The organism is Microtetraspora malaysiensis (assembly GCF_050947145.1).
Lineage (GTDB): Bacteria > Actinomycetota > Actinomycetes > Streptosporangiales > Streptosporangiaceae > Microtetraspora_A > Microtetraspora_A malaysiensis.
The window spans coordinates 5,832,668-5,853,392 of record NZ_CP191998.1; the positions used below are offsets into that span (position 1 = coordinate 5,832,668).

Here is a 20,725-nt window from a genome sequence, read left to right on the forward strand (position 1 = left end):
GGGGTCGTACTCGCGGCATCCGCCGACCTGTCGGCACCCGACCTCATGGCACATGCCGAGCCTCGCTCCCGCGGTCCCAAGACGATGTCGTACTCAGCCATCGGTCGCCCTCCCTCTGTGGTGGCGGGACTCGTGAACGCCAACCGGTTCGCCATGTCGAGTTCGCCGGCGCGCTCCGCGGCCTCCCCCGCGTGCTGAGGCGAGGTTTCGGGCGAACCCGCCGTACACAATGGCTGACGGGTCCGCGTGCAGGTTTGCGAGGAGTTCGCCAGCGATGCGCCGAACCTCGGTCGCTGCTCGGCGGAGGTTGTCGGCGGCGTTCTCGTGCTCGAACGTGAATCCGTGCGACAGCAGGTTGTCGGGTTCAGCGTGACGTCAGTTCGCCCGCAGACGCGACAGCCGCCATGCTTCTCATCGCTCATCGTTCTCCGTTCAGATGGGCAACTGACCCATCACCCATGCAGCCAGGCCCCAGGCGGGATTTCCATGCGGAATGGGGCCGCTGGATACGCGCAGCACGAACGGCGGGTCGGGGTGATAGCCGTAGCCTGCGGAATCGTCCAAGATTGCATCATCGTCCTGCTCGCAGGTCAGTTCCGCCTGTTCGGCAGGATCGTCACCCACCAGGACGGTGAGCGTCCAGCTGCTCCATGGGCCGCGGCGCTCGAGCTCGACGTAGACCTCCACTCCGCCGGGCCCGGTGACGGTGACCGTTTCTTCCGTGTCTTGCCAGCGGTCGGGAAAGCGCAGCAGCGGGATGGTGCTCAGCGCCTCACACACCGCCTCCAGCGCCTCGGATGAATCGCTGAAACCAGTGGATTGGTGGAGCGCTGCCTCACGCACGCTTTCGGCACTGGTCACCGCTCCGCCGTCCTGGATCTCGAAGGCCATGTCCACCCGGACCAGGATGTCGTTCTCCCGCCAGGTGGACAGGTGTCCGTTCTCGCGGGACAGGAACTCGGCCGTCCCGAGGAAGAACACCGTCGCCAACGCGGTGTGGGTGACCGCCTGCGTGGGCGGCCTGCTGGGTCCGTTGCCGGGCGGAGTGGCCGGCGAGGGTTCGGGCGCTTGCACGCTGACGTCGACGATGCCGGCCAGATGGTTCAGCTGGGTCAGCTCAGCCGAAATCAGATGTCCATTCCGCCCGTCGTCCAGCGCGTCATCGGCGAGGATGGCGAGCTGGCGGGGGTCGGCGGTGACGGTGAACCCGCAGGGGCCGCCCGGCGGGTTCTGGGCCAGACGATGCCGGAGGTCGGTGACGATCAGGCGGGTTACGGTGGCGTCGGAGTCGTCGAGGGTGAAGGTGAACAGGGTCTCCAGCAGCTGCGCCCCGTTTCTCATCAGCGGCGGTGGCACCCGCCACTCCTGGCAGGCCCGCTTGATGTCGGTATCGGTGCTGACCAGCAGTACCCGGCTGAGGTCTCCCTGGGCCTTGTCCTGGAGGTCCCGAAGCCAGGCCGAGTCTGCGGCCCCCGTCTTCACCTCGCCCTTGCGCCGTCCGGGGGGGTCGCTGCAGGATCTGGTCCTTCAGCCCCTCCTTCGCACTGTCGGCCGACAGCGGCACCACGGTCAGGTTGTCGATCTTCTCCAGGGCCTCCAGGAACGCGCGCTGGACGGCGATCTGGTCTGGGTAGGGGGATGCGGGAGGCGCAACGGTCAACCCGGCGTCGGCGAGTCGCCGACAGGACGGGGCCGTGGTGCCGAACACCGCTTGCCAGTCCTCGCCGATGTGCTGCGCCCACTCCCACGCCACCGGTTCGGGCACCCACACCGGCAGGCCGATCACCTGCAGCCTGGCGGCCAGCGTGGTCAGCTTGCCCAGATGTGGCCGGCCCTGGCCCAGAGCGTTGGCGTCCAGCGCCACGGCGTGCAAGCGACTGCGGGCCTGCAGCCCGATGCTCACCGGGTCCTTGCCCGGGTCCTTCCCGCGCGGGGCTGCTGCGCCGTCGCCCTTGCTGCCTCGCGCGTCAGACATCGTGGCCGTCCTCCTGGCTCCGGGCGTGCGCGGCGACGGCTATCAGGGCCCGGCCCGCGCGGCTACGGCCTTGCGCGGAGTGTGCGGGGGCGGGGCTGATCTGGGTGGAGGCCTCCTCCACGAGCTGGGTGAGCTGACGGGCGGCGTGCTCGACGATCCGCGAGAGTCGGACCGCCTCAGCTGCAGCTCTGGGCTGCTCGTCGCGCAGGAACAGGTGGAGCACGCGCATGACAGCCGACAGCTGCCAACGAGTGCCGGGCAGCCACATGCCGATCCTGTAGCGGCGGCCGGCCTCGTGCGACAGCCGGGGGTCGCGCTCGTGCCAGAGCGTGCACAGCATGCCCTGGGCGAGCTGCAGCTCCTCCTTACTACGCGCGTAGGCGACGGGGCGGGCCACGTCGTTGGAACGACTCCAGCCAGGACCAGGACCAGTCCGCACAGTTGCTGGACCGTCAGCACCTCTCCGGCGACCGCTGTGCCGAGCAGCACGCCTGTAACAGGGTTGAGCAGTCCGATCAGTCCGACTGTCCCCGCGGGCAGGTGCCGCAGCCCCGTGAACCAGGCGGCGAAGGCCAGCGCGGTGGCGACCAGGGCGACGTAGCCGAACGCGAGGAGCGTCGGCATGGAGAGCGCGGGCGGAGGGCCTTCCAGGGCTGCGGCGACCGGGAGCAGGAACAGACCTCCGGCGGTGAGTTGCCAGGCGGTCGAGGCGAGTACGTCGGCACCGGCGCTCCACCGTTTGGCCAGGATGTAGCCGAAGGACGACACCAGCATGGCGACGGCCGAGGCGAGGACTCCCGGCACGCTGACCCCTTCCACTCCCGTGAGCAACATGAGACAGACCCCGCCGAGCCCGACCGCGGCGCCAGCCAGGTGTGCGGTCCGGGGCCGCTCGGACACCAAGGGCCAGGCGATGAGCATCATCGTCAACGGGGACACCGCCATGACGGTCGAGGCGACGCTCGTCGGAAGCAGTTGAGAGGCGGCATAGACGAGGACGAAGAACACGCTCATGTTGAGCAGCCCGAGCACCGCGGACCGCCACCACCACGCGCCGTGCGGCCGCTGCCTGCGCAAGGCCAGAAGGACCAGGCCGGCGGGCAGCGCTCGCAGGGCAGCCCCGTAGAGCGGGCGGTCGGCCGGCAGGAACTCGTGCGTGACGAAGTAGTTGGTTCCCCAGGCCACCGGCGCGACTGCGGTCAGTGCCACCCAACGCATATTGGCTTCCATGGAAGGCAATATAACTTCCCCGGAAGCTATCATGAGGTCCATGGAACACCGGCAACAGCTGGACCGCGTGGCCCACATCCAGGCCGACTGGCGTCGTGAACGGCCCGACGTCGACGTCAGCCCGCAAGGAGTGATCGGCCGACTGCACCGCCTGGCCGACCGGCTCACCGAGGAACTCTGCCTCGTGTACGGCCGCTACGGTCTCGGCGAGGGAGAGTTCGACGTCCTGTGCGCACTGCGCCGCGCCGGTGAGCCCTACGAACGGGCACCCGGCGAGCTCGCCGCGCACACCATGGTCACCACCGGCGCGATGACGAAGAGAATCGACCGCCTGGAGCGAGCCGGACTCGTCACCCGCCGCCGTTCCGACGACGACCAGCGCGGCCGGATCGTCGCCCTCACCAGACCCGGGCGCGAACTGATCGACCAGGCGTTCACCGACCACATGCGCAACGAACGCCACCTGCTGGATCTACTGACGCCTGCCGAGGCCGAGTCACTCGAAACGCTGCTCACCACCTGGCTCTCCCGCATGGAACATCCGCGCCCCTGATAGATCATCCCGCTGTGGCGCGGGGCGACCTTACCGATGATGAGTGCGTGGGCGTGCGGCGACGAACGCCGGGCCAGGGCCGGTACGAGAGGGCGACCATGTCAGCGAGATCACGTCAGGGACTTCATGACCGTGCATGAGAGAAGGGGCGGGCCGCACGAGCGGGCTCTGGCGCGTGTCCCGGGCGACGCCGCGTCGCTGGCCGAGCTGGTGCGCGACCAGTACGCCGACGAGCGGCAGGGGGGCCGGGTCCGCGACCTGGCCGCGCTGCTGGCGGAGCGGCGGCGGGTCCACCACCTGGTTCCGCTGCTGGAGCACCCGCCAGAGGAACCGGACGCGTGGGCCGAGCTGGTCGCCTGCCTCATCCAGGAGCTGGTGGCACGCCGCCGCACCCTGGTCAGGGTGCCAGCGGCGGCGCGATGCGCGGACGCCCTACGGGGACTCGGCCATCCCCTGGCCGGACTGCCCCTGAAGCGCACCCGGGGAGAGCGGCGGATGGACGCGGCCGTCCTTGGTCCCGGCTGGACGCCACGCGGCGAGCAGGCCCTCCCGGAGCCTCCGGAGCGGGACGCCTGGCTCGCGGGCCGGGGTTCTCCGGACCACGAGCCGAGGATCGTCAGCACGCGGGAGGACGAGCGGCGCATCGCGTCCGCGGTGGAGCACTGGGGCGCGCCGGAGGTGGCGGCCGTCATCGAGCTTCCCCGGCGGATCGATCCCCAGGAGCTGACGCCGTTGGAGGTGAACGCGTTCCTGCCGGGCGCGCTCAGTGCCCAGATCGCGCTGTACGGCGCGATGACGAGCCTGGACACGGTGGTGAACGAGCTGTTCGCCGTGGCCTACTGCGACGCCAGCTACTCCCCTGGCCTCCGCGGCGGATACGGCAGGCTCGCGGCGTGGCAGTCGGTCGCCGGCCTCGTCCGCGCCCCGGCGGGCGCGTCCGTCCACCGGATCAACGAACTCGCCGCTCGATGGCGATGGACGATGTTCCGGATCATCCGGCGGCAGCCGTACTGGGTGTATCGGGAACTCGCGATCGGCGCGCTCAGCCCGCGCGGAACCGTCCTCAGCCTGCTCGTCACCCACGACACCGACTAGAGACCGAAAGTCGCACTTATCGCGAAATCTTTTCATATCTACGGGATCACCTAGATCATTCTGACTAGAGTGGTCCGGTGATTTTGACTAGATCAACAATTCATCGGAGGCGTGCTCTCTCCGGGCTCGCCGCCACAGCCGTGCTGCTGAGCGGCCTCGTAGCGCCGCTCCCCGCGAACGCGGAGGTGGACAACGGCTCCGTAAGCGCGCTGGCGCACTTCCTGCAGCAGGCGCTCGACCGTCAGCAGTTCGAGCAGCTCCTGGACACCAACCCGCCGACGAGCACGGCCGACCTGAACGCGCTGCGGCGCGACGGCGCCGACAAGGAGGCGAAGCAGATTCCGCAGAAGGCGGACCTGAGCGCGGCCGCCGCAGCGGCCGCGCCGATCACGCAGCAGCCCCAGATTGACCTGACCGTCATCGAGCTGAACAGGCTCGGCCGCCCCCTCTCTTCCGGCACCGTGCTGATGAGCCCGCAGTACCCGGACGGCAAGGCCGTACCGGTGGACGACAAGCTGCACACCACGGCCGTCCGCTGGAGGCAGTGGGACGACGCCGGCTGGTACGCCAACCGCGGCCAAGGCAGCATCGACATCGTGCCGGGCCGCGAGAACGCCCCCATCGACTTCATGAGCCCCTACCCCGCGTCCGTCCTGAAGCTGATGGTGGCCTTCGGGGTGCTGCGGCTGGTGGACCAGGGCCAGATCTCGCTCGACGACACCTACGCCTACCAGCCGGTCACGGTCAGCTCGCTGTGCGGCCCTGCCCGCAGCGACACGGTCCGCAACTACCTCGACGCCGCGCTCACCTGGTCGTCCAACGCCGCCGCGTGCGCCATGGTCAAGCTGCTGCACGACGAGGGCGCGGTGGACGGCCTCAACCAGACCTTCCAGAATCTCGGTCTGGAGACGCTGCAGCTCAAGAACACCAACCCCGACAACGGCGCGCGATGGGGGAACCCCGTCACCATGACCTCGCTTGACACGGCGAAGCTGCTGATGCTGGTCAACGGCGGGGTGGGCACCTTGTGGAAGACTCCAGGCGGCACCACGGTCACCGCCGACGTCTTGAGCGACGCCTCCCGCGAGTTCTTCAGGAGCAGGCTGGCCGAGCAGGGCATGAACGTCACCCTCTCCACCACCAACTGGTGCGGCGCGGGCTATCCCGCCCCCGGCATCCCGCAGCTCACGCCCTCGCGGTGGCTCGGCGCCGACGGCACCGTGACGATTCCCGGCCAGGGCATCTCGTACAGCCGCGACGTGCGACCGTGCAACCAGAAGGCCGAGGTGACGTACGCCCACAAGAACGGCTGGGTGAACAACTCCGGCGCCGACGCGGGGATCGTGAAGGCCCTGCCCGGCAAGGGCGGCCGCACATACATCGTCGCCATGTTCTCCAACCTCGGCTACCAGTACGTCGACTCGAACCGGCCTGCGGCAGGCGCGGAGAATGTGTGGTTCACCGAGCGGCTGGCGAAGCTGGGCAAGGTCATCGACGAGTACGAGAAGCGACGCTCCGGCTGACCCCGCCGCCCAGCCGAGGCGTCGGACCTGACCGAGGCCGCAGCAATGCTTGAGATCTGCGGACCGGCCGGGAAGGGGTGTACCTCCCCATCGGCGCCTCCCCCAGCTCCACCTGGGCTGGACCGGCTCTGTTCGTCAAGGAGCAGGGCGGGGCGGCCGCCCATACTGTGCTGCCGCCCCGCCGCCAGGCCGGTTAGCCGAACCACTTCCTGATCTTCGGAAGTGATCGGGCGGCCCAGGCTCCCGCGGTGCCGCCTGCCGCGGAACCGAGATGTCCGCCGACCCCGGCGCACGCGGGTCCGCACAGCGCGCTGCCCAAGGCCCCTCCGACGAGCGTGCCTCCCACCGTGGCAGCGCCTCGGACGACGGCTCGCGCGGTCTTCATGCCGCCGGACAAGTCCGTACGACCTCTGTCCTCCGCCCGTTGCGCGTTGTAGTTGTCCCATCCCGCCAGCGCCGCGCCGAGGTAGTTGGCACCCTTGGCGAACTTCACCAGACGCAGGCTCTTGGTCTGCGCCTGGGTCATCGACTTGAGCATGCTGGTGCGGTAGTAGGCGGACCAGTAGCGTTGGTTGCCGCCGTTCTTGATGGCGAGGAGTTCGGCGTCAAATTTGAGCCGCTGCAGTTCGAGCAGTTCGTCACCATAGTTCAGCAGCGGGATGGTTCGCGCACCGTCCAGCATCGTGCTGAGGAAGGTGGTGCCCAGGCTCCCCCATCCCAAGTTGGTGAACGCCTGGGGATTGAGGTTGCCGACGAAGATCTGGCCTGAGCCGGGCGGGGTCTCGTACGCCCCTGCGCGAACGGGAAGGCACGCGGCTATGGCTGGAACGGCTCAGCACGCGCGGCTCCATCTCCGAATCCCGCCTCAACCTCTCCACCGCATCGGCGGCCGCCACCACCGACTCGGCCGTGGAGGGAGACGCCCCCTTGCCGCCGATGCTGTTCGTCGTGAGAGGCGGATGATCGGAGCGGCGAGGGCCCGCGAGCAGAAAACCCTGTTGTGCAACCCGCATACACGGCGGTTCCATAAGGTGATCAATCTGGTGATGGACCGTTCGCGGGAGGAAGAACGCGTGTCGCATGGGTAAACGGCTTCGCCCCTCATCGGCGCGTGACGTCGGTGACCGCCTCAAGCTGCATCTACGGGTGCTACGCGTCGACGACCGCGACTACCACGTCATCACCCCACGCCCCGGCGTGACGGCCAGGTTCTCCACCAACCGCTTCCACGAGACTTGGCACATCCTGTCCGACCCGCACGGCGCTCTCCTGCTCAGTCGCCTGCTGTGGGGACTCTCCTACCAACGCCGCCCCGGCACGATCGTCGTCATCGACCGGCCGCACCTGGACACCAACCCGTTCGACGCGGAGCCGGCCGACCCGATCGCGCTCGTGCCCGCCTATCTGACCGTCCTGACCGCGCAAGCCGCCCGACAGCTTCGCCACCGGCTCAACCAGCCCGGCACAGCCTCCGGCCGTACGGTCCGCTGGCATACCTGGGGCCTCGACGACCAGCTCACACGCATCCGAGACGCACACGACGACGGCTCGTGGATACGGCGACGGCGGGAACTGTGGCCGGACCCCGACCCGTACGGCACCCGCATCGACCGGATCGGCGGCCTGCTCATTTTCCGCGCCGCACCGGTCCTCCTCAGACATTGGGCCCTGGACGTGGCGCGGCTCGGCGAGGACGACTATCACGGCATGGCCTACACCGAGATCCACGGCGCGAAATACGAGCCGTGCCGCGCCGACGGCGAGGTGCAAACTTTCCGCGACTACCACCAGCGAGTCACCATCGCCCGGACATCCCGCCAAGAGGTCTTCGACAGCCCGGCGGCCGGCTGCCTGGCACCGGGCGAGGTCAACCCCCTCATCTGGCGCCACAACAACACCGTCCGTGCGCGCCATCGCACGACCGGTCAAAGCGCCCGGCCTGACGTGAGAGTCCCGAAGGGTTGAAGGCGTCAGCGAAGTAGCACATCAGTCCGCTCTCCAGCTGGGCGTGCAGCGCCTATCGGGCGGCGCGGCTGACATGGCACGAAGTCCAGCGCGAGCTGCTCGACGGCGGTCTCCGAGGTCTCCTCGACGGTCAGGAAGGGGTGATGAGTGGAAGGCGAAGGATGAAGCGCGCTCCGTGAGGGGATGCGTTCTGGACGTGGAGGGTGCCGTGGTGGGCGTGGGCGATGTCGCGGGCGATGGCCAATCCCAGGCCGGTGCCGCCCTGGTCACGGCTGCGGGCGGTGTCCAGGCGGGTGAAGCGCTGGAAGATATGGTCACGCTCGGCTTCGGGGACTCCCGGACCATCGTCAGTGACACTGAGCTCCGCTTCACCGCTGACGCGGCGCACCCGCACCACGATGATGTGCGCGGCATGACGCTGGGCGTTGTCGAGCAGGTTGCGCAGAACCCGGCAGATCTGCGAGGGGACGACGTCGACCATCACACCGGGGCGCACATCCAGGCGGACCCTGTGGCGGTCGCCGGTACGGCTGCGGGTTTCGGCTTCGGCGAGTTCGGCCAGGTCGATGCGCTTGAAGGCGGCAGGCGGGGCGGCACCGAGCCGGGCCAGCAGCATCAGGTCGTCGATGATGGCCTGGAGCCGGTTCACATCGCGCAATGCATAGTCGATCAGCTCGCCCGGGTGGGTCTGGTCGGGATGCAGCTGTGCTTCCTCCAGCTGTGCACGCAGTCCGGCGAGCGGGGTGCGCAGCTCGTGGGAGGCGTCGGTGGTGAATCGCCGCTGGAGTGCGAGTGACTGTTGCAGCGACGCGGTGGCGCCTTCCAGTTCCAGCGAGATGGCACGCTCGCGGGTGTAGCGGCGGGCGTTGTCGATGCACACCGCCGCGCGGCTGACCAGTTCCTCGGCCAGGGAGACATCGTCGTCCTCGAACGGATCTGATGCCCGCCACCGCGTGAACGTCACCGCCCCCAGCGCCCTGTCCTGAGCCAGCAACGGCACCACGATGACCGAGGAGATCGGTCCTTCGGTCGCCTGCACCGGCCGAGCGCCGCCCGGATCCGGCCAGAGCACCGTCTCCCTTCTCGCCAAGCAGCGCGCTTGATGGGAGGAGGCGGGGTAGTGCACCGGCTCGCCCGCGGCGACCGGACTCCCGTTCTCCTGGGCGCTCTGGACGGCGACCCGGCGCAGGTCGCCGGTGAGCGCTGCGGGCTCCTCACCGCGCACGACGCTCTCGCTGAGATCGACGGTCACCAGGTCGGCAAGTCGTGGGACGGTCACCTCGGCGAGTTCTTCGGCCGTACGCACCACATCGAGGGTCTGGCCGATGTTCATGGCTGCCTCGCACAGCAGCCTCAGGCGCTTGCGCGCCGCGGTGGCGAGCCTGCCGACCCCCGGTTCGCCGAAGAGGAACAACCACGGGTCGGTGGGCGTGGACGCCTCCTGCGGGGAGCCGGACGGCGGGCACGTCTCGCCCTCCTCGCCCATGCCGGGCCAAGCGTCGCCCGCAGTCGGGAAGCCGCCCGCGCCGGCGTTTCGGGCCGCCTCGGTGCTGGTGTTCGCAGCGTTTTGGGGGTACACGACGGTCGCCTGCGGGGGTACCGACCAGCCCAGCCGATCGGGTGCCGACGTGACGAGGTCGTCGGCGAGAGACTCCCACCGGCCGCCCTGGATCCGGACCTGCGCGACGACGCCGACCATACCGGCGGGTTCCGTCCCAGGCAGGGAGCGCAGGGTGGCGTTGCGACCGTGGGACAGGGAGACCTCGACAGCCGCAGATCGCGGAGCAGAGAGTCGGCCTCCTGGGCGGACAGGAGGTCAGGCAGGTCCGCACTTCGCAGGAACGCGTCGAGCAGAGCGCGCTCCTGTGCGGTGCTCTGCTCCAGGAGCCGCTGTTCGATGGCCTCGGCCACCTGACGGGCGAGCACGCTCATCGCCGCATGCGTGCGTTTGTTCAGGCACGCGATCGTCACCACACCGCGCGCGTGCCCGGTGAGCGGGTCGAGGATCGGGACACCGGTGGCGGTGAACGGCTGCACGCACTGGGCCAGATGTTCGAAGCCTGCTACCTGGACCAACCGCTTCTCGCGAAGGGGGGTGCCTACGGCGTTGGTCCCGAGGAGCGCTTCGGTGTACTCCACACCCGGGAAGTGATGCTCGCGGTCGAGCGCTCTCCTCAGTTGCGGATCCCCCTCATAGCGCTGCAGCAGCCTGGCCCGCTCGTCGTTGAGCATCAGAGTCACGCCGACGTCCGCGATTGCGGTCCGGAACCGCTCCAACACCGGTCGGGCCACCCGGACGAGGACACAGTCCATGTCGATCTCAACCGGATCGGCGAACCTGAGCTTCTCCAGGATGAGGCCGATCTCCTGGCACCTGCGCCACGATTTCAAGATGGCAGGCCGAACATTCCCCTCTATCGGCTGCCCTTCAAAGAACCGTTCGAAGATCGGCTCGGTGCGTGCGGCCATGCTGTTCCCCCGAAACCTGTGACTGACGTCGTTCCTGGCGCACCTCTCCGAGGTTAAACAGGGAGCATACGCAGCAAACCCCCATGAATCTCCAAGTAAGGCCAGGTCAACGGCAATTTCCGCCCAGGCGGTTACGGGTCATTCCGGCCGGCGGCTCTGTCTCTCTGTCGGTGGTGACTGAGAGTTAGGCCAAGAGGACGCGATATCCACGCGTCGAGCCGGTCCGCGTTGCGCTCACACGGTCGCAGAGGCTGGCGAAGCCGCGGACGAGCCCGGCCAGATGGATCATCTCCGGACAGGCGGCGATGAGGTCGTCCAGCACATTCACAAGCTCGTCGAGATCACGCACGGCTTACCGTTACGTGCCGGGAGGTTCCGTCACCACCGAATCTGCGACAGAGCCGAAGGCCACCGTACAGTCCCGCTCCTCGACGATTGTCAGGACCTCGTCGACCGAACCGGCCGGTGGCTGGGTGAGCCGCGCGTAGAGCCCGAAGAAGTCCTCTGGATCGATCGCGGTCGCGGGAGTGTGCACGCCGACCTGGCCGATCCGGCCCTGCCGCAGCAGTTCGACCGCGGGGGCCAGCGGGATGCCGGTGTGCCCGCCCATCCTGCCCGGCAGCTTGGCGTGGGGGTACACGGCGACCGACGTCGGCCGGCCAGCGCGGGTGCCACGGGCGAGCGCCCAGATGTCGGGCAGCGGGGCGTTGCCGCCCCACCGGCGGTAGCGGGTGTCGACGTGGAGGGTCTTGCCCACCAGGTCGTCGCGGCGGTCGGTAAACGTGAACGTGCTCTGCTCCTCGAAGGTGATCGCGCCGGTGACGGTGTCCCCGCTCCGCTGCCCGTTCTTCAGCAGGGCGGCTGGGACCAGGCACGAGGCTCACCTACACCGTCACGCTGACCTCCGCGGGCTGCCAATGTCGTCGTGGTTGAAGCCGATGACACGTTCGGTACCGTACTCACCCCCCGTAGTGGTGACGTCCAGGGCCTTGATGCCGCCCCTGGCGTCGGACCCAGCTGTGGGGTCACGGCAGCTGCCAGATTCCCGCGAGGACGACGACCAGCACGGACACGACGCCCACCGCCGACCACAACAGTCGGCGGGAGGAGTCGGCCAGGATCGCCAGCGCGCCGGCCCCCAGGCACAGGCCGAACAGGTAGACCGCGTGCCAGCCGGTCGAGCCGGGGTTGAAACCCGCGGCGGCCAGGGAGGGCGCGGGGCCCCAGACCGCGAAGTCGGCGTAGAAGCCCAGCAGGTAGAACGGGCCGACCCCGTCACCGTACCCGGCCCCCGTGGTGTTCACGATGAGGTTGAAGCTCACCAGCACGACCATCGCCAGCACCGACGCTCCCGGCCAGGGCGTCCACCGGGCCATCGCGATCCCGAGCAGGCATGCGCCGAGCAGGTTGAGCGGTCCGCACGCGAGTTCCGCGACCGTCGGAAACCGCTCCAACTGGTTTTCCGTGACCACATAGAGAAAGGAGAGGAGGGCCTGCGCGCCGACGCCCACGAGGAACGGGCCGAACGCGGCCAGGCACAGCGCCCCCGTGCGCTCCGCCCGCCCGCGCGGCAGAACCCCCAGCATCTCTTCCGCACCGGCCCGGCGGGCGGCGGAGGCGACCAGGTTGGCCGCGAAGAAGACCGGGACCCCCCAGAACATCGTCATCGGCTCGGTCAGATCGCTGAACGCGGGCCGCGGACCGTCCCACGCGTTCTTGGCGATCGCCAGGCTCCACAGCGCCGCGCCCAGCAGATGGAGCGGATGGCGCAGCAGCCGCCACATCTCGTTGATCGCCATCGCCGCCAGGACGTCGGAGCGCGGCTCGCCGTGGACGACCCGCGCAACGCCGGTCATCCGGCCGCCACCAGAGCGGCCTCACCGAGCAGCAGCAGGTAGGCGTCTTCGATGGTCGGCTCGACCAGTCGAGCGCCCTCGGGCGGGTCGCCGATACTCCTGAAGACCCCCTCGCCGGTACGCCAGGAGAGCAGACCCGCCTTCTTCTCCCAGAGCCACGTACGGCCCTTGGCGAGGGCTCGCAGCTCCTCCGGTGCTCCCTCGAACGCGCTTCTGCCGTCCTTGAGCACGACCACTCTGCCGCACAGTGCGGCGACGTCCTCGATCTGGTGGGTGGAGAGGATCACTGTGCGGTTCTCGCCGATTCGGGAGATCAGCTCCCGGAACCTCAGGCGCTCCTCGGGGTCGAGCCCGGCCGTCGGTTCGTCGAGGAGCACCAGCTCCGGCTCGCCGAGCAGCGCCTGTGCGATGCCCACCCGCCGCCGCATCCCTCCTGACAAGGCCCGGATCTTCTTGCCGCTCACGTCCGCGAGCCCGACCGCGTCGATCACCCTGCGTACCTCATCGTGTCTGGCACGCCGGTCCGCCATCTCCTTCAGGATCGCCACGTAGTCGACGAACTCGAACACGGTGAATCCACGGTGATAGCCCGGCTCCTGCGGCAGGTACCCAAGCCTGCGGCGGATCGCCGACCGCTCGGTGGCCGGATCCCTCCCCAGCAACCGCATCGTTCCGCCGTCAGCCGTGAGTACGGTCGCCAGCAGGCGGATCAGCGTGGTCTTGCCCGCGCCGTTGGGGCCGAGCAGGCCGTTCACGCCGACGCCGGCGGTGAACGAGAGCCCGTCCAGGGCATGGCTGCTCCGGCCATAGGCCTTCGTCAGACCTTCGACGACCACGCTCATGAGGACTCCTTGCGGCGCGCTACCAGAAGCACGCCGGAAACGACCGTTATGGTCAGGTAGCCGAGCTGCCCAACGGTGCTGAACATCGCCAGGCTCGGCTCGCGCACGTTCGTGCCGGCGATCCCGGCGAGCCAGAGCATCGACACCGCAAGCGCGCAATGCGCGGGCTCGAACCACCGGGACAGCACAAGGGACAGGGATGTGAGCGCCAGCGCGGGCAGCAGCCAAGCGGCGACGGTCCAGGTCTGACCGAGCAGGGCGAAGCCGATGACGAGCGCGGGCAGCGCCGAGGTGACCAGCACCGCGGCCGCGCGCATCAGCATCACCTTGAATGCCGAGTACGGTGCGGCCAGTCCGATCTCGTACGCCGGGTCCGCCCCACGGCCGTAGGCCAAGCCCACTCCGGCGACCGGCAGGATCGGCGCCAGGGCGAGGAAGCCGACCAGGCCCCATCTGGTCGTCTCCCTGGCGGCCAGCACCACGAACAGCAGGGCGAGCGCGCCGGCCGAGATCCACGACAGGTGGAGCGAGTAGGCCGCGCCCAGCAGCCGCGCTGTGTGATCGCGCACGCCGACCAGACGCAGCAGCCGCTCGAACGGCCCGGGAACGGGACTGTCCACGGCCTCGGCGATCTCATCCCACAGCCGATCGAGCCGCGCTCGCGGCACCTGGGGGGTCAGCAGCCCCCTGCACCGCGCACATGCCAGCAGATGGGCCTCCACCGAGGCGGCCAGCGTCGCGTCGAGATCCCCGTCGGCGTACCTGGTCGCCAGGCCGCCGTCCATGTGCCAGGTCATGTCAGTTCCTCCCTCAGCAGGGCCTTCGCACGCATCATCCGCGTCTTGACGGTCCCCGTGGGGATGCCCAGCAGCTTCCCCGCCTCCCGCGTGGTCAGCCCGTCAAGCACAGTGGCCTGGACGACCGCCCGTAGTTCCGGCGACAACCTGTCCAGCGCCCGGCCCAGATCGCCGTACTCGATTCCGAGCAGGACCTGCTCCTCGGCCGACACCATGATCTGCTCATAGGCCGGCGACACCACGAGGGGCCGCCTGCGCAGCAGATCCAGCAACCGGCGGATGCCGATCCCCCAGATCCACGCCGCCGCTTCGCCCTTGCCGTTCCACTTACCCGCGGTGCGCCACACCGCCACGAAGGTGTCCTGCACGGCCTCGTCCACGACCGCCTGGTCGGCACACCGTCGACTCAGCCGGAGCAGGAGCCACGGCGCGTGCCTCTCGTACACGACCTCCAGCGCACGCCGGTCCCCATCCGCGATCGCGCCCAGTAATCGAGCGTCACTCCACTCCGCCTTATCGTTCATCGCCTCTGCCTGTCGGTCTGTGCCTCGATAGCTCCTCGGTCCTCTGTCGCGCCGCGGCTTCCATACGGTTCACGACAGGCTCACCCAAGGGAAGGCGGCGGCGCGGGGCGAGCCACGACGCGTGGCCGCCGTGCGACGTCTCCGGGCGCGCTCGTCACCGCCGGCGACGGCCCGGAGAGGTCGCCCGTACTGCACGCGCCGTACTCGTCCAATTGTTTCGCTAGAACGGAACCGTCAGGCAGACCATCCGCGCACCCGCGCTCCCAGGGGGCGGCGGGTCTCCGTGGCTGGTGTGGTGCTCATGGATGACGACGGAAGCCGGGCAACGGGAGTCGAACCGCCAGTCCTGCACGGCCGAGGCGAACCCGTTGCCGCGGCGGTCGGATTCATCCTCCTCTGTCGCCGCGGAGGGTGTGACCGGTTCATCGAACCCAATTCACCCTTTTTCCCGACAGGTCGGCGTGAGAAAGTTCATCATCCTGCTCGCGGTCGCGCTGGCGGCGTGCTCGGCTCCCACCACGCTGCACCAGCCCCCCGGCGCGGGAAAGATCATCATTGACGAGGACCCCGGCGAGCTCAACGACGACGCTCTGGCCACGGCCATGCTGCTCGATTCCTCCCAGGTCGAGGTGCTCGGGATCACCACGGTCGGCGGCAACACCTGGCCGGAGGAGGGGGCCGCCTACGCTCTGCGGCTCCTGGAACTGCTGGGCCGCACCGACATACCGGTCATCCGGGGAGCCACCGCGGACCCACGGACCCGCCCCGACGGGAAGAACTACCGTTCCCTCCCCTACGCCGGCGCGCTGGCCCGCCCCCGGCCCCTCGGCTACCGGAACCTGAGCGAGACACCACGTCTGGGATACCCAACCACCGAACCGAGGGACACCACGGCTTCGGAGTTCATCGCCGACCAGGTGAAGAGCAATCCACACCAGGTGACGATCCTGGCCCTGGGCCCGGCCACCAACCTGGCCCGCGCCATCGAGGACCATCCCGAGATCGTGCCCCTCGTCAACGGGGTCGTGTTCATGGGCGGCGCGTTCGACGTGCCGGGCAGCGTCACCAAGGACGCCGAGTTCAACTGGTGGTGGGACCCCCGAGCCGCCGAGACCGCGCTCGACGCGCCCTTCAGGGAAAAGACCGTCATCCCCCTCGACGCCTGCCAGGAGCTCCTGTACGACAAGGAGATCTACGACAGGGTGGTCGCGGCCCCAGCGGCGCCCCTCTCCACGCCGCTGCGGAACCTGCACGGCTCGATCTTCGCGGGTAATCCCGCCTACAGCATGCCCGTCTGGGACACGGTCGCGGCGGCCGTCTTCCTCCAGCCCGACATCGTCACCGACACAAGCGACCGCCCCGTCTCCGCCGAGCCGGCGACGGGCAAGGCGGTCCAGGGCGCCTCCCCCGCCCACGTCGTCAGCCACGTCGACCCCACCAAATTCTGGGACATCTATGTCGACCGCCTCGCCGGAGGACGTACCTCATGAACGCATCCCGTCTCGCGTGGCCCGCGCGCGCCCTCGCCCTCTGCTGCGCGATCGGAGCCGCCGTCTATCCGGGGTTCGGGACAGTGGACCTCGCGGTCCCCATCGCCGCACCGTCGCCCGCGTTTGTCCAAGCGTCGATGCTGGAGGGCGGCTGGGGGCTGGTGCTCTCCCTGTTGGTGGCCGTGCCGTTCCTGGTCGTCTTCCTCAATCCCGCGGCGCGGGCCGCGGCCTTTGGGGAAGTGATCGTCGTCGGGACGGTGATCGGCCTCGCCGGCGTGCTCGCCGGCCAGCCGGCATTTCTGGCTGTCACCGCGATTCTGGGACTCTGCGTGGGAGTGCTCGCCGCGATGCTCCGCGGCTGGACGACCGCGGGCAGACCGCGGACCTGGCATCTTGTTCTCGCCGTCGCCCCGTTCGCCGGCGCAGCCGCGGCTATGGTGCTCGGCGAGGCCGCATCGGCGGCGTGGCTGGGCGTCGTGGGCGCTGTGGGGGCGCTCGCCGTCGTCCTCAGCCGATGGGGCGCCGCCCCGGACCCCCGATCCCGATTGCCGCTCGCGCTCGCGGCGGCGGCGGCACTCCCCTGGATCTGGTACGCCGCCGACATGATCCGGGCCGCCGAGGAAGGCCGTGAACCGATGGAGATCACGATGGGGCTGGACCATTGGCCGGTTCAGGCGGCCCTGGGCATCGCCCTGGTCGCGTTGGTCGCCTGGGGACACCCGATTCCTGCGGTCACGTCGGGTATCGCCTCGATGAGCTTCGGTGCCCTCGCCATGGGCTACCCCGACCACCCGGCGAACCCCGGCACGAGCTGGGGCGTCGCGGCCCTCATCTGGGGTCTGGCTGTCCTGCCCTGGGGGTTCCTCCGCCGACGTGCCCGCTCGGCATCAGGGGGGTAGGAGGTGCCGCAGTAAAGACAGATCGGATGTCTGCGGCACCCGCTTCAGGAGAGCGGAGGTTCCTCCGCCGATCGGAATCGGCGCCGGATCTGGGACATCAGGAGCTCATAGCTGCCGATAAAGGCCTTTCACGGGGAGGGACGGCTGTCCGCTACGAGACGGGCGTCCCCACCCCGGGCAGCAGCGAGACACCCGTCCGGGCGAACCACTCCCGCGCGCCCGCGACCTGCGTGGGATCGGCCGCGAGCCGGGCGGCGAACTCGTCCACGTCGACCTTCTTGCCCGCCGCGTCGAGCAGCGTGGCGGGGCCGGTCCACGACAGCGTCCACCGGGCCTTGCCGCTTCCGATGAGCACGCCCTCGATTGCGCGGGCCAGGACCTTTGCCACCAGGTCCGGCGACGGGCGCCAATCGAGCCGGACGAGCTCCTCGTGGAGGGCGGCGGCCTGGCCCCGGGCCAGCGCCTCCAGGGCGGCGTCGAGGGACGGCGCCGGCCCACCCACGATGCGCTGACCCGCGACCGAGAGGTCCTGCACCGCTTCGTCGTTGAGGCCCATGTACATGCCCTGGGCGACCATCTCCTCCCAGGGCAGTGGGCGCAGCCTCAGCGCCTCATCGGTCCAGAAGGTCTGCTCCACGGCGTTCGCCGTGAGAGCGGGGTCCCGGAGGAGCGCCGGCGCGGGACGGGGGTCGCGGACGTGCGGCACGTCCTCCAGAGCGGCGATGGCGACCAACCGCTGGGGCAGGCTCGGGTGGGAGTCGTACGGGCTGGTCTCCTCGTCGGCCCCGTCCGCCTGGGCGATCTGGGCCCGATGCACGTCGACGAGGGCGTGGAAGCCGCCGAACAGGTCGGCCGGACGGCTGCCCGCCATGCCGGTCATGCCGACGTACCGCTCCATGTACAAGTTCCAGACGTCCGCCGTGCCGTGCACCTTGCGCAGGGCGTTTCCGGCGGCCTCACGGCTCGCGACGGCGGCCGCGAACCTGTCGGCCTCCAGCTCCTGCCTGCGTGAGACGGCCTGGGAGACCCGCAGGAAGAGCGTGGCGTAGAGGGAGAAGAGCTTCTGGATGAACGGGTGGTTCTCCAGGGACTGAACCGCCGCGAGCACGGCGATCCGGCCGCGGTACACCGGTGTGCCCAGCCGTGTGTGCGCTCCGCTGTAGTGGCCCAGCTCGTGTCCCAGCACCGCGCGCATCTCGTCGACGGTGAGCGTCATCAGCAGCGGCAGGCCGACGTACATGGTCCGGCGGCCCGCCAGCAGCCCCAGCCAGCTCGTGTCTTCGCTCACCGCGGCGTTCACCTCGGCGACCAGCCGGATCTCGTCCGGCGGGCGGGTCCCCACCCGCGCGGCGAGTTCCTCGACCGTCTGCCAGAGCACCGGCTCGTCCTCGCGGCCGACCGCGACACCCGGCTTCGCTTGGCTTCCGCGCCGGTTGACCAGGATGAGACCGCGCAGCAGCGCCAGGGCGGCCAGGGTAAGCACGATCGCAATCTTCAGCGAGCCGACCGTGATGTGCCGTACGGCGGCGACGTCGACGAGCGCTGCGGCTCCGAGTACAGCGGCGACGAGCACGTAGAAGCCCGCCAGCAGGCCGAACGCGATCGTCGCGCGCAACGCGGTCACCATGTCGGAACTCCTGGAAGGCGAGGACGAGACGGCCGAAATTAACGGATCTTGCGCATCCTGTCACCCCATTTGCCACTATTGTCCTCGCCCTGGCGACCTCACGAAGCCTGACACGTCCGCGTCGTACGGCCCCGCCCACTTCCGAAAACTCCGCCATTCTGCGCACGCGCACTCCGTAGCCGTCCGCCCGAGGGAAGGCCGAGGGAAGGCCCGCCTGCTCGCCGCCGGAGCCGGCGGCGACGGTGGGGCCTCCGGACGGCGGTGGCACCTCTCTCACGCCGAACAGCGGGCGTCGACGCAGGTCAGCAGGTGGTACGCGTCGGTGCCAGCGGGGCCGAGCCGGCCATACCACAGGAGGCGCGGCCGGCCGTCGGGACCGGCGGCGAGATCGAAATAGCCGAACCCGTACGCGGGCACGAGCTGGCCGGTCGACCGGCTCGTGCAGGCGTCATCCTCGCAGGTCAGAATGGACATAAGCGGATAGTCACGGTCATATCCGACCAGCAGGAGCCGTCCACGCGGGTCCAGCGTGAGACCGGGTGTGCCCAGCGCGACCACTTCGGTGACCCGCGCGGTGCGCGGAGTCCCCGAGCACACCCGATCGCGGCAGACCACGATCGTCGTGGAGAGATCGTGCGGATCATTGCGCACGATCACCGGCCGGCCGTCCGGCCGGACCGCGACCTGCACACGCAGCGGCCCCCAGGACCAGGCGCCCTGCCGCCACTGAGTCGGATCGAAGGTACGGATCACCGGGTGCGCGCAGACGGCGGAGTCGCAGATCGCCAGGGTCGTCTCCTGCGTGTACCTGTCCGCGTACGCGACGATCGGGCGGCCGTCCGGCGACGCGGTGACGGCGAGGGTGCGCTCGTCCACTGTCACGTCCGTGATGTGCGAAAGCAGACGGCCCAGCCGGACGGTGATCGGGTGTGCGCACGTGATCTCCGGACACGTCGTGAGGTCGACGAGTGCGTTCCGGCCATTCCGGTCGTCCCGGTCATCGGGATCGGGGGCGATCGAGGCGATGACGATGCCGTTCCGCGTGGCGACGGCGGCGGCGCGCACCTCGAGCTCGGCATCCTTCGCGACCCGCAGCGGCGAGCCGGACCTCCGCGCGCAGCCATCGGGGCGGCACGAGAACGTCTCCAGCTCCGTCTTCCAGCCAGGCTTGTGCGTCCACCCCGCGACCGCAAGCGAGCCGTCGGCCGCCATGGCGACCCCCGGATGGATGTCGAAGTACTCCCTCAGCTCGGTGGTCCGACTCCCAGTGCAGGCGGCGTCGTCACAGAAAATCAGTTCCGGGTAGCCCGAGGCGCGGAAGACGACCGGCCGCCCGGCGGCCCAGGCCGTCATGGCTGGCAGCAGAAGGAAGACGCCCACCCCGAGCAGCAGGATCAGCCCAGGAATGACGGATCGCACCGTGACCGACAGCCACAACGCGGCGCCGACCAGGGCAGTGAAAGCCACGCCGAACTGGACGGCGAGCAGCAGGAACGAATGCGGTCGGCGGAGGATCGCCCACAGGGCGCGGATGGCCGACACGGGCCGTCCGCAGATGTGGTCCAGCACGACGCGGCTGCCAGCGACCAGGAAGAGCAGTCCGGACAGGATCGCGGCGAGTCCGGCGGCGGCGAGGGCACCGATCCCGGCGAGGGTGTAGTGGACCAGATGCGGCGACCCGTTGACGATGACGATCCGGTGTCCCATGGCGACCAGCACGATCAGCGGCAATCCCACGCCGGGGGCGAGAGTCATCGCGCCGACTGCCAGCAGGTCTCGGTACACGCGGCGGGCGGTGCGGTAAATGATCGGGAGCCAGTGGGGGCCGTCCGCCATCTGGGCGAATGTCTCCGGCGGCCATCCTGGGGATTCCACCGTCG

General features: G+C 69.5%; 19 protein-coding genes and 1 pseudogene. 7 read left to right on the top strand and 13 right to left on the bottom strand.

Features of this window, described 5'->3' with window-relative positions; translation table 11 throughout:
- Positions 1-432: 432 nt before the first annotated feature.
- From ACQP1V_RS27530 to ACQP1V_RS27540, 3 genes and pseudogenes are all read right to left on the bottom strand, one after another.
- Positions 433-1,482 (bottom strand): hypothetical protein, encoded by a 1,050-nt coding sequence (locus ACQP1V_RS27530; protein WP_433412985.1) that lies wholly within the window; start codon positions 1,480-1,482, stop codon positions 433-435.
- Positions 1,483-1,967: 485 nt separating this feature from the next.
- Positions 1,968-2,372 carry a hypothetical protein gene (locus ACQP1V_RS27535; RefSeq protein ID WP_433426147.1) on the bottom strand — a complete coding sequence of 135 codons (405 nt, stop codon included), beginning with the start codon at positions 2,370-2,372 and terminating at the stop codon, positions 1,968-1,970.
- Positions 2,373-2,392: 20 nt separating this feature from the next.
- Positions 2,393-3,283, bottom strand: a pseudogene (locus ACQP1V_RS27540) (EamA family transporter); the annotation flags it as partial.
- Between ACQP1V_RS27540 and ACQP1V_RS27545 the strand changes: the two are divergent.
- The 3 genes from ACQP1V_RS27545 (at position 3,246) to ACQP1V_RS27555 (ending at position 6,376) form a co-directional block, all read left to right on the top strand.
- Complete coding sequence (locus tag ACQP1V_RS27545) at positions 3,246-3,758, top strand: MarR family winged helix-turn-helix transcriptional regulator (protein WP_387418300.1); 513 nt, start codon at positions 3,246-3,248, stop codon at positions 3,756-3,758. The pseudogene ACQP1V_RS27540 and the gene ACQP1V_RS27545 overlap by 38 nt on opposite strands.
- Positions 3,759-3,884: 126 nt before the next feature.
- Complete coding sequence (locus ACQP1V_RS27550; protein WP_433412986.1) at positions 3,885-4,853, top strand: DUF6183 family protein; 969 nt, start codon at positions 3,885-3,887, stop codon at positions 4,851-4,853.
- A gap of 77 nt (positions 4,854-4,930) precedes the next feature.
- Positions 4,931-6,376 (top strand): serine hydrolase, encoded by a 1,446-nt coding sequence (locus tag ACQP1V_RS27555; RefSeq protein WP_433412987.1) that lies wholly within the window; start codon positions 4,931-4,933, stop codon positions 6,374-6,376.
- Positions 6,377-6,569: 193 nt separating this feature from the next.
- On the opposite strand, the gene ACQP1V_RS27560 is transcribed toward ACQP1V_RS27555, so the two are convergent.
- The gene (locus ACQP1V_RS27560) at positions 6,570-7,097 is read right to left on the bottom strand and encodes a hypothetical protein (RefSeq protein WP_433412988.1); all 528 of its coding nucleotides are present in this window, start codon (positions 7,095-7,097) and stop codon (positions 6,570-6,572) included.
- Positions 7,098-7,456: 359 nt separating this feature from the next.
- On the opposite strand from ACQP1V_RS27560, the gene ACQP1V_RS27565 reads away from it, so the two are divergent.
- Positions 7,457-8,341, top strand: coding sequence for a hypothetical protein (locus ACQP1V_RS27565; protein ID WP_433412989.1), 885 nt, complete (start codon positions 7,457-7,459; stop codon positions 8,339-8,341).
- Positions 8,342-8,471: 130 nt separating this feature from the next.
- Here ACQP1V_RS27565 and ACQP1V_RS27570 read toward each other — a convergent pair whose 3' ends face one another.
- Positions 8,472-10,040, bottom strand: coding sequence for a sensor histidine kinase (locus tag ACQP1V_RS27570; protein ID WP_433412990.1), 1,569 nt, complete (start codon positions 10,038-10,040; stop codon positions 8,472-8,474).
- Between the two features lie 239 nt (positions 10,041-10,279).
- Between ACQP1V_RS27570 and ACQP1V_RS27575 the strand changes: the two genes are divergently transcribed.
- A complete protein-coding gene (locus ACQP1V_RS27575; RefSeq protein ID WP_433412991.1) occupies positions 10,280-10,867 on the top strand; it encodes a hypothetical protein in 588 nt (195 codons plus the stop codon).
- Between the two features lie 127 nt (positions 10,868-10,994).
- On the opposite strand, the gene ACQP1V_RS27580 is transcribed toward ACQP1V_RS27575, so the two are convergent.
- From ACQP1V_RS27580 to ACQP1V_RS27605, 6 genes are all read right to left on the bottom strand, one after another.
- Positions 10,995-11,159 (bottom strand): hypothetical protein, encoded by a 165-nt coding sequence (locus ACQP1V_RS27580; RefSeq protein WP_433412992.1) that lies wholly within the window; start codon positions 11,157-11,159, stop codon positions 10,995-10,997.
- A 9-nt stretch (positions 11,160-11,168) separates the two neighbouring features.
- Positions 11,169-11,567 carry a hypothetical protein gene (locus ACQP1V_RS27585; protein WP_433412993.1) on the bottom strand — a complete coding sequence of 133 codons (399 nt, stop codon included), beginning with the start codon at positions 11,565-11,567 and terminating at the stop codon, positions 11,169-11,171.
- Positions 11,568-11,835: 268 nt separating this feature from the next.
- Entirely contained in the window at positions 11,836-12,666 is an 831-nt protein-coding gene (locus ACQP1V_RS27590) for a hypothetical protein (RefSeq protein WP_433412994.1), read from the bottom strand.
- Positions 12,663-13,508 carry an ABC transporter ATP-binding protein gene (locus ACQP1V_RS27595; RefSeq protein WP_433412995.1) on the bottom strand — a complete coding sequence of 282 codons (846 nt, stop codon included), beginning with the start codon at positions 13,506-13,508 and terminating at the stop codon, positions 12,663-12,665. Before ACQP1V_RS27595 ends, ACQP1V_RS27590 begins: the two co-directional genes overlap by 4 nt.
- On the bottom strand, positions 13,505-14,305 hold the full coding sequence (locus tag ACQP1V_RS27600; protein ID WP_433412996.1) for a zf-HC2 domain-containing protein: 801 nt from the start codon (positions 14,303-14,305) through the stop codon (positions 13,505-13,507). The genes ACQP1V_RS27595 and ACQP1V_RS27600 overlap by 4 nt, the downstream gene beginning before the upstream one ends.
- Entirely contained in the window at positions 14,302-14,829 is a 528-nt protein-coding gene (locus ACQP1V_RS27605; RefSeq protein WP_387418308.1) for an RNA polymerase sigma factor, read from the bottom strand. The genes ACQP1V_RS27600 and ACQP1V_RS27605 overlap by 4 nt, the downstream gene beginning before the upstream one ends.
- 461 nt (positions 14,830-15,290) lie before the next feature.
- Here ACQP1V_RS27605 and ACQP1V_RS27610 point away from each other — a divergent pair, with 461 nt between their 5' ends.
- Both ACQP1V_RS27610 and ACQP1V_RS27615 read left to right on the top strand, forming a co-directional pair.
- Positions 15,291-16,319, top strand: coding sequence for a nucleoside hydrolase (locus tag ACQP1V_RS27610; RefSeq protein WP_433412997.1), 1,029 nt, complete (start codon positions 15,291-15,293; stop codon positions 16,317-16,319).
- Positions 16,316-17,218 carry a hypothetical protein gene (locus ACQP1V_RS27615; RefSeq protein ID WP_433412998.1) on the top strand — a complete coding sequence of 301 codons (903 nt, stop codon included), beginning with the start codon at positions 16,316-16,318 and terminating at the stop codon, positions 17,216-17,218. Before ACQP1V_RS27610 ends, ACQP1V_RS27615 begins: the two co-directional genes overlap by 4 nt.
- Before the next feature lie 151 nt (positions 17,219-17,369).
- Here the strand turns inward: ACQP1V_RS27615 and ACQP1V_RS27620 are convergent, their stop codons facing one another.
- Together ACQP1V_RS27620 and ACQP1V_RS27625 are read right to left on the bottom strand one after the other, a co-directional pair.
- Positions 17,370-18,845: a M48 family metallopeptidase gene (locus tag ACQP1V_RS27620; RefSeq protein ID WP_433412999.1), complete on the bottom strand. Its 1,476-nt coding sequence runs from the start codon at positions 18,843-18,845 to the stop codon at positions 17,370-17,372.
- 273 nt (positions 18,846-19,118) lie between these two features.
- Positions 19,119-20,681 (bottom strand): hypothetical protein, encoded by a 1,563-nt coding sequence (locus tag ACQP1V_RS27625; protein WP_433413000.1) that lies wholly within the window; start codon positions 20,679-20,681, stop codon positions 19,119-19,121.
- Positions 20,682-20,725 lie beyond the last annotated feature (44 nt).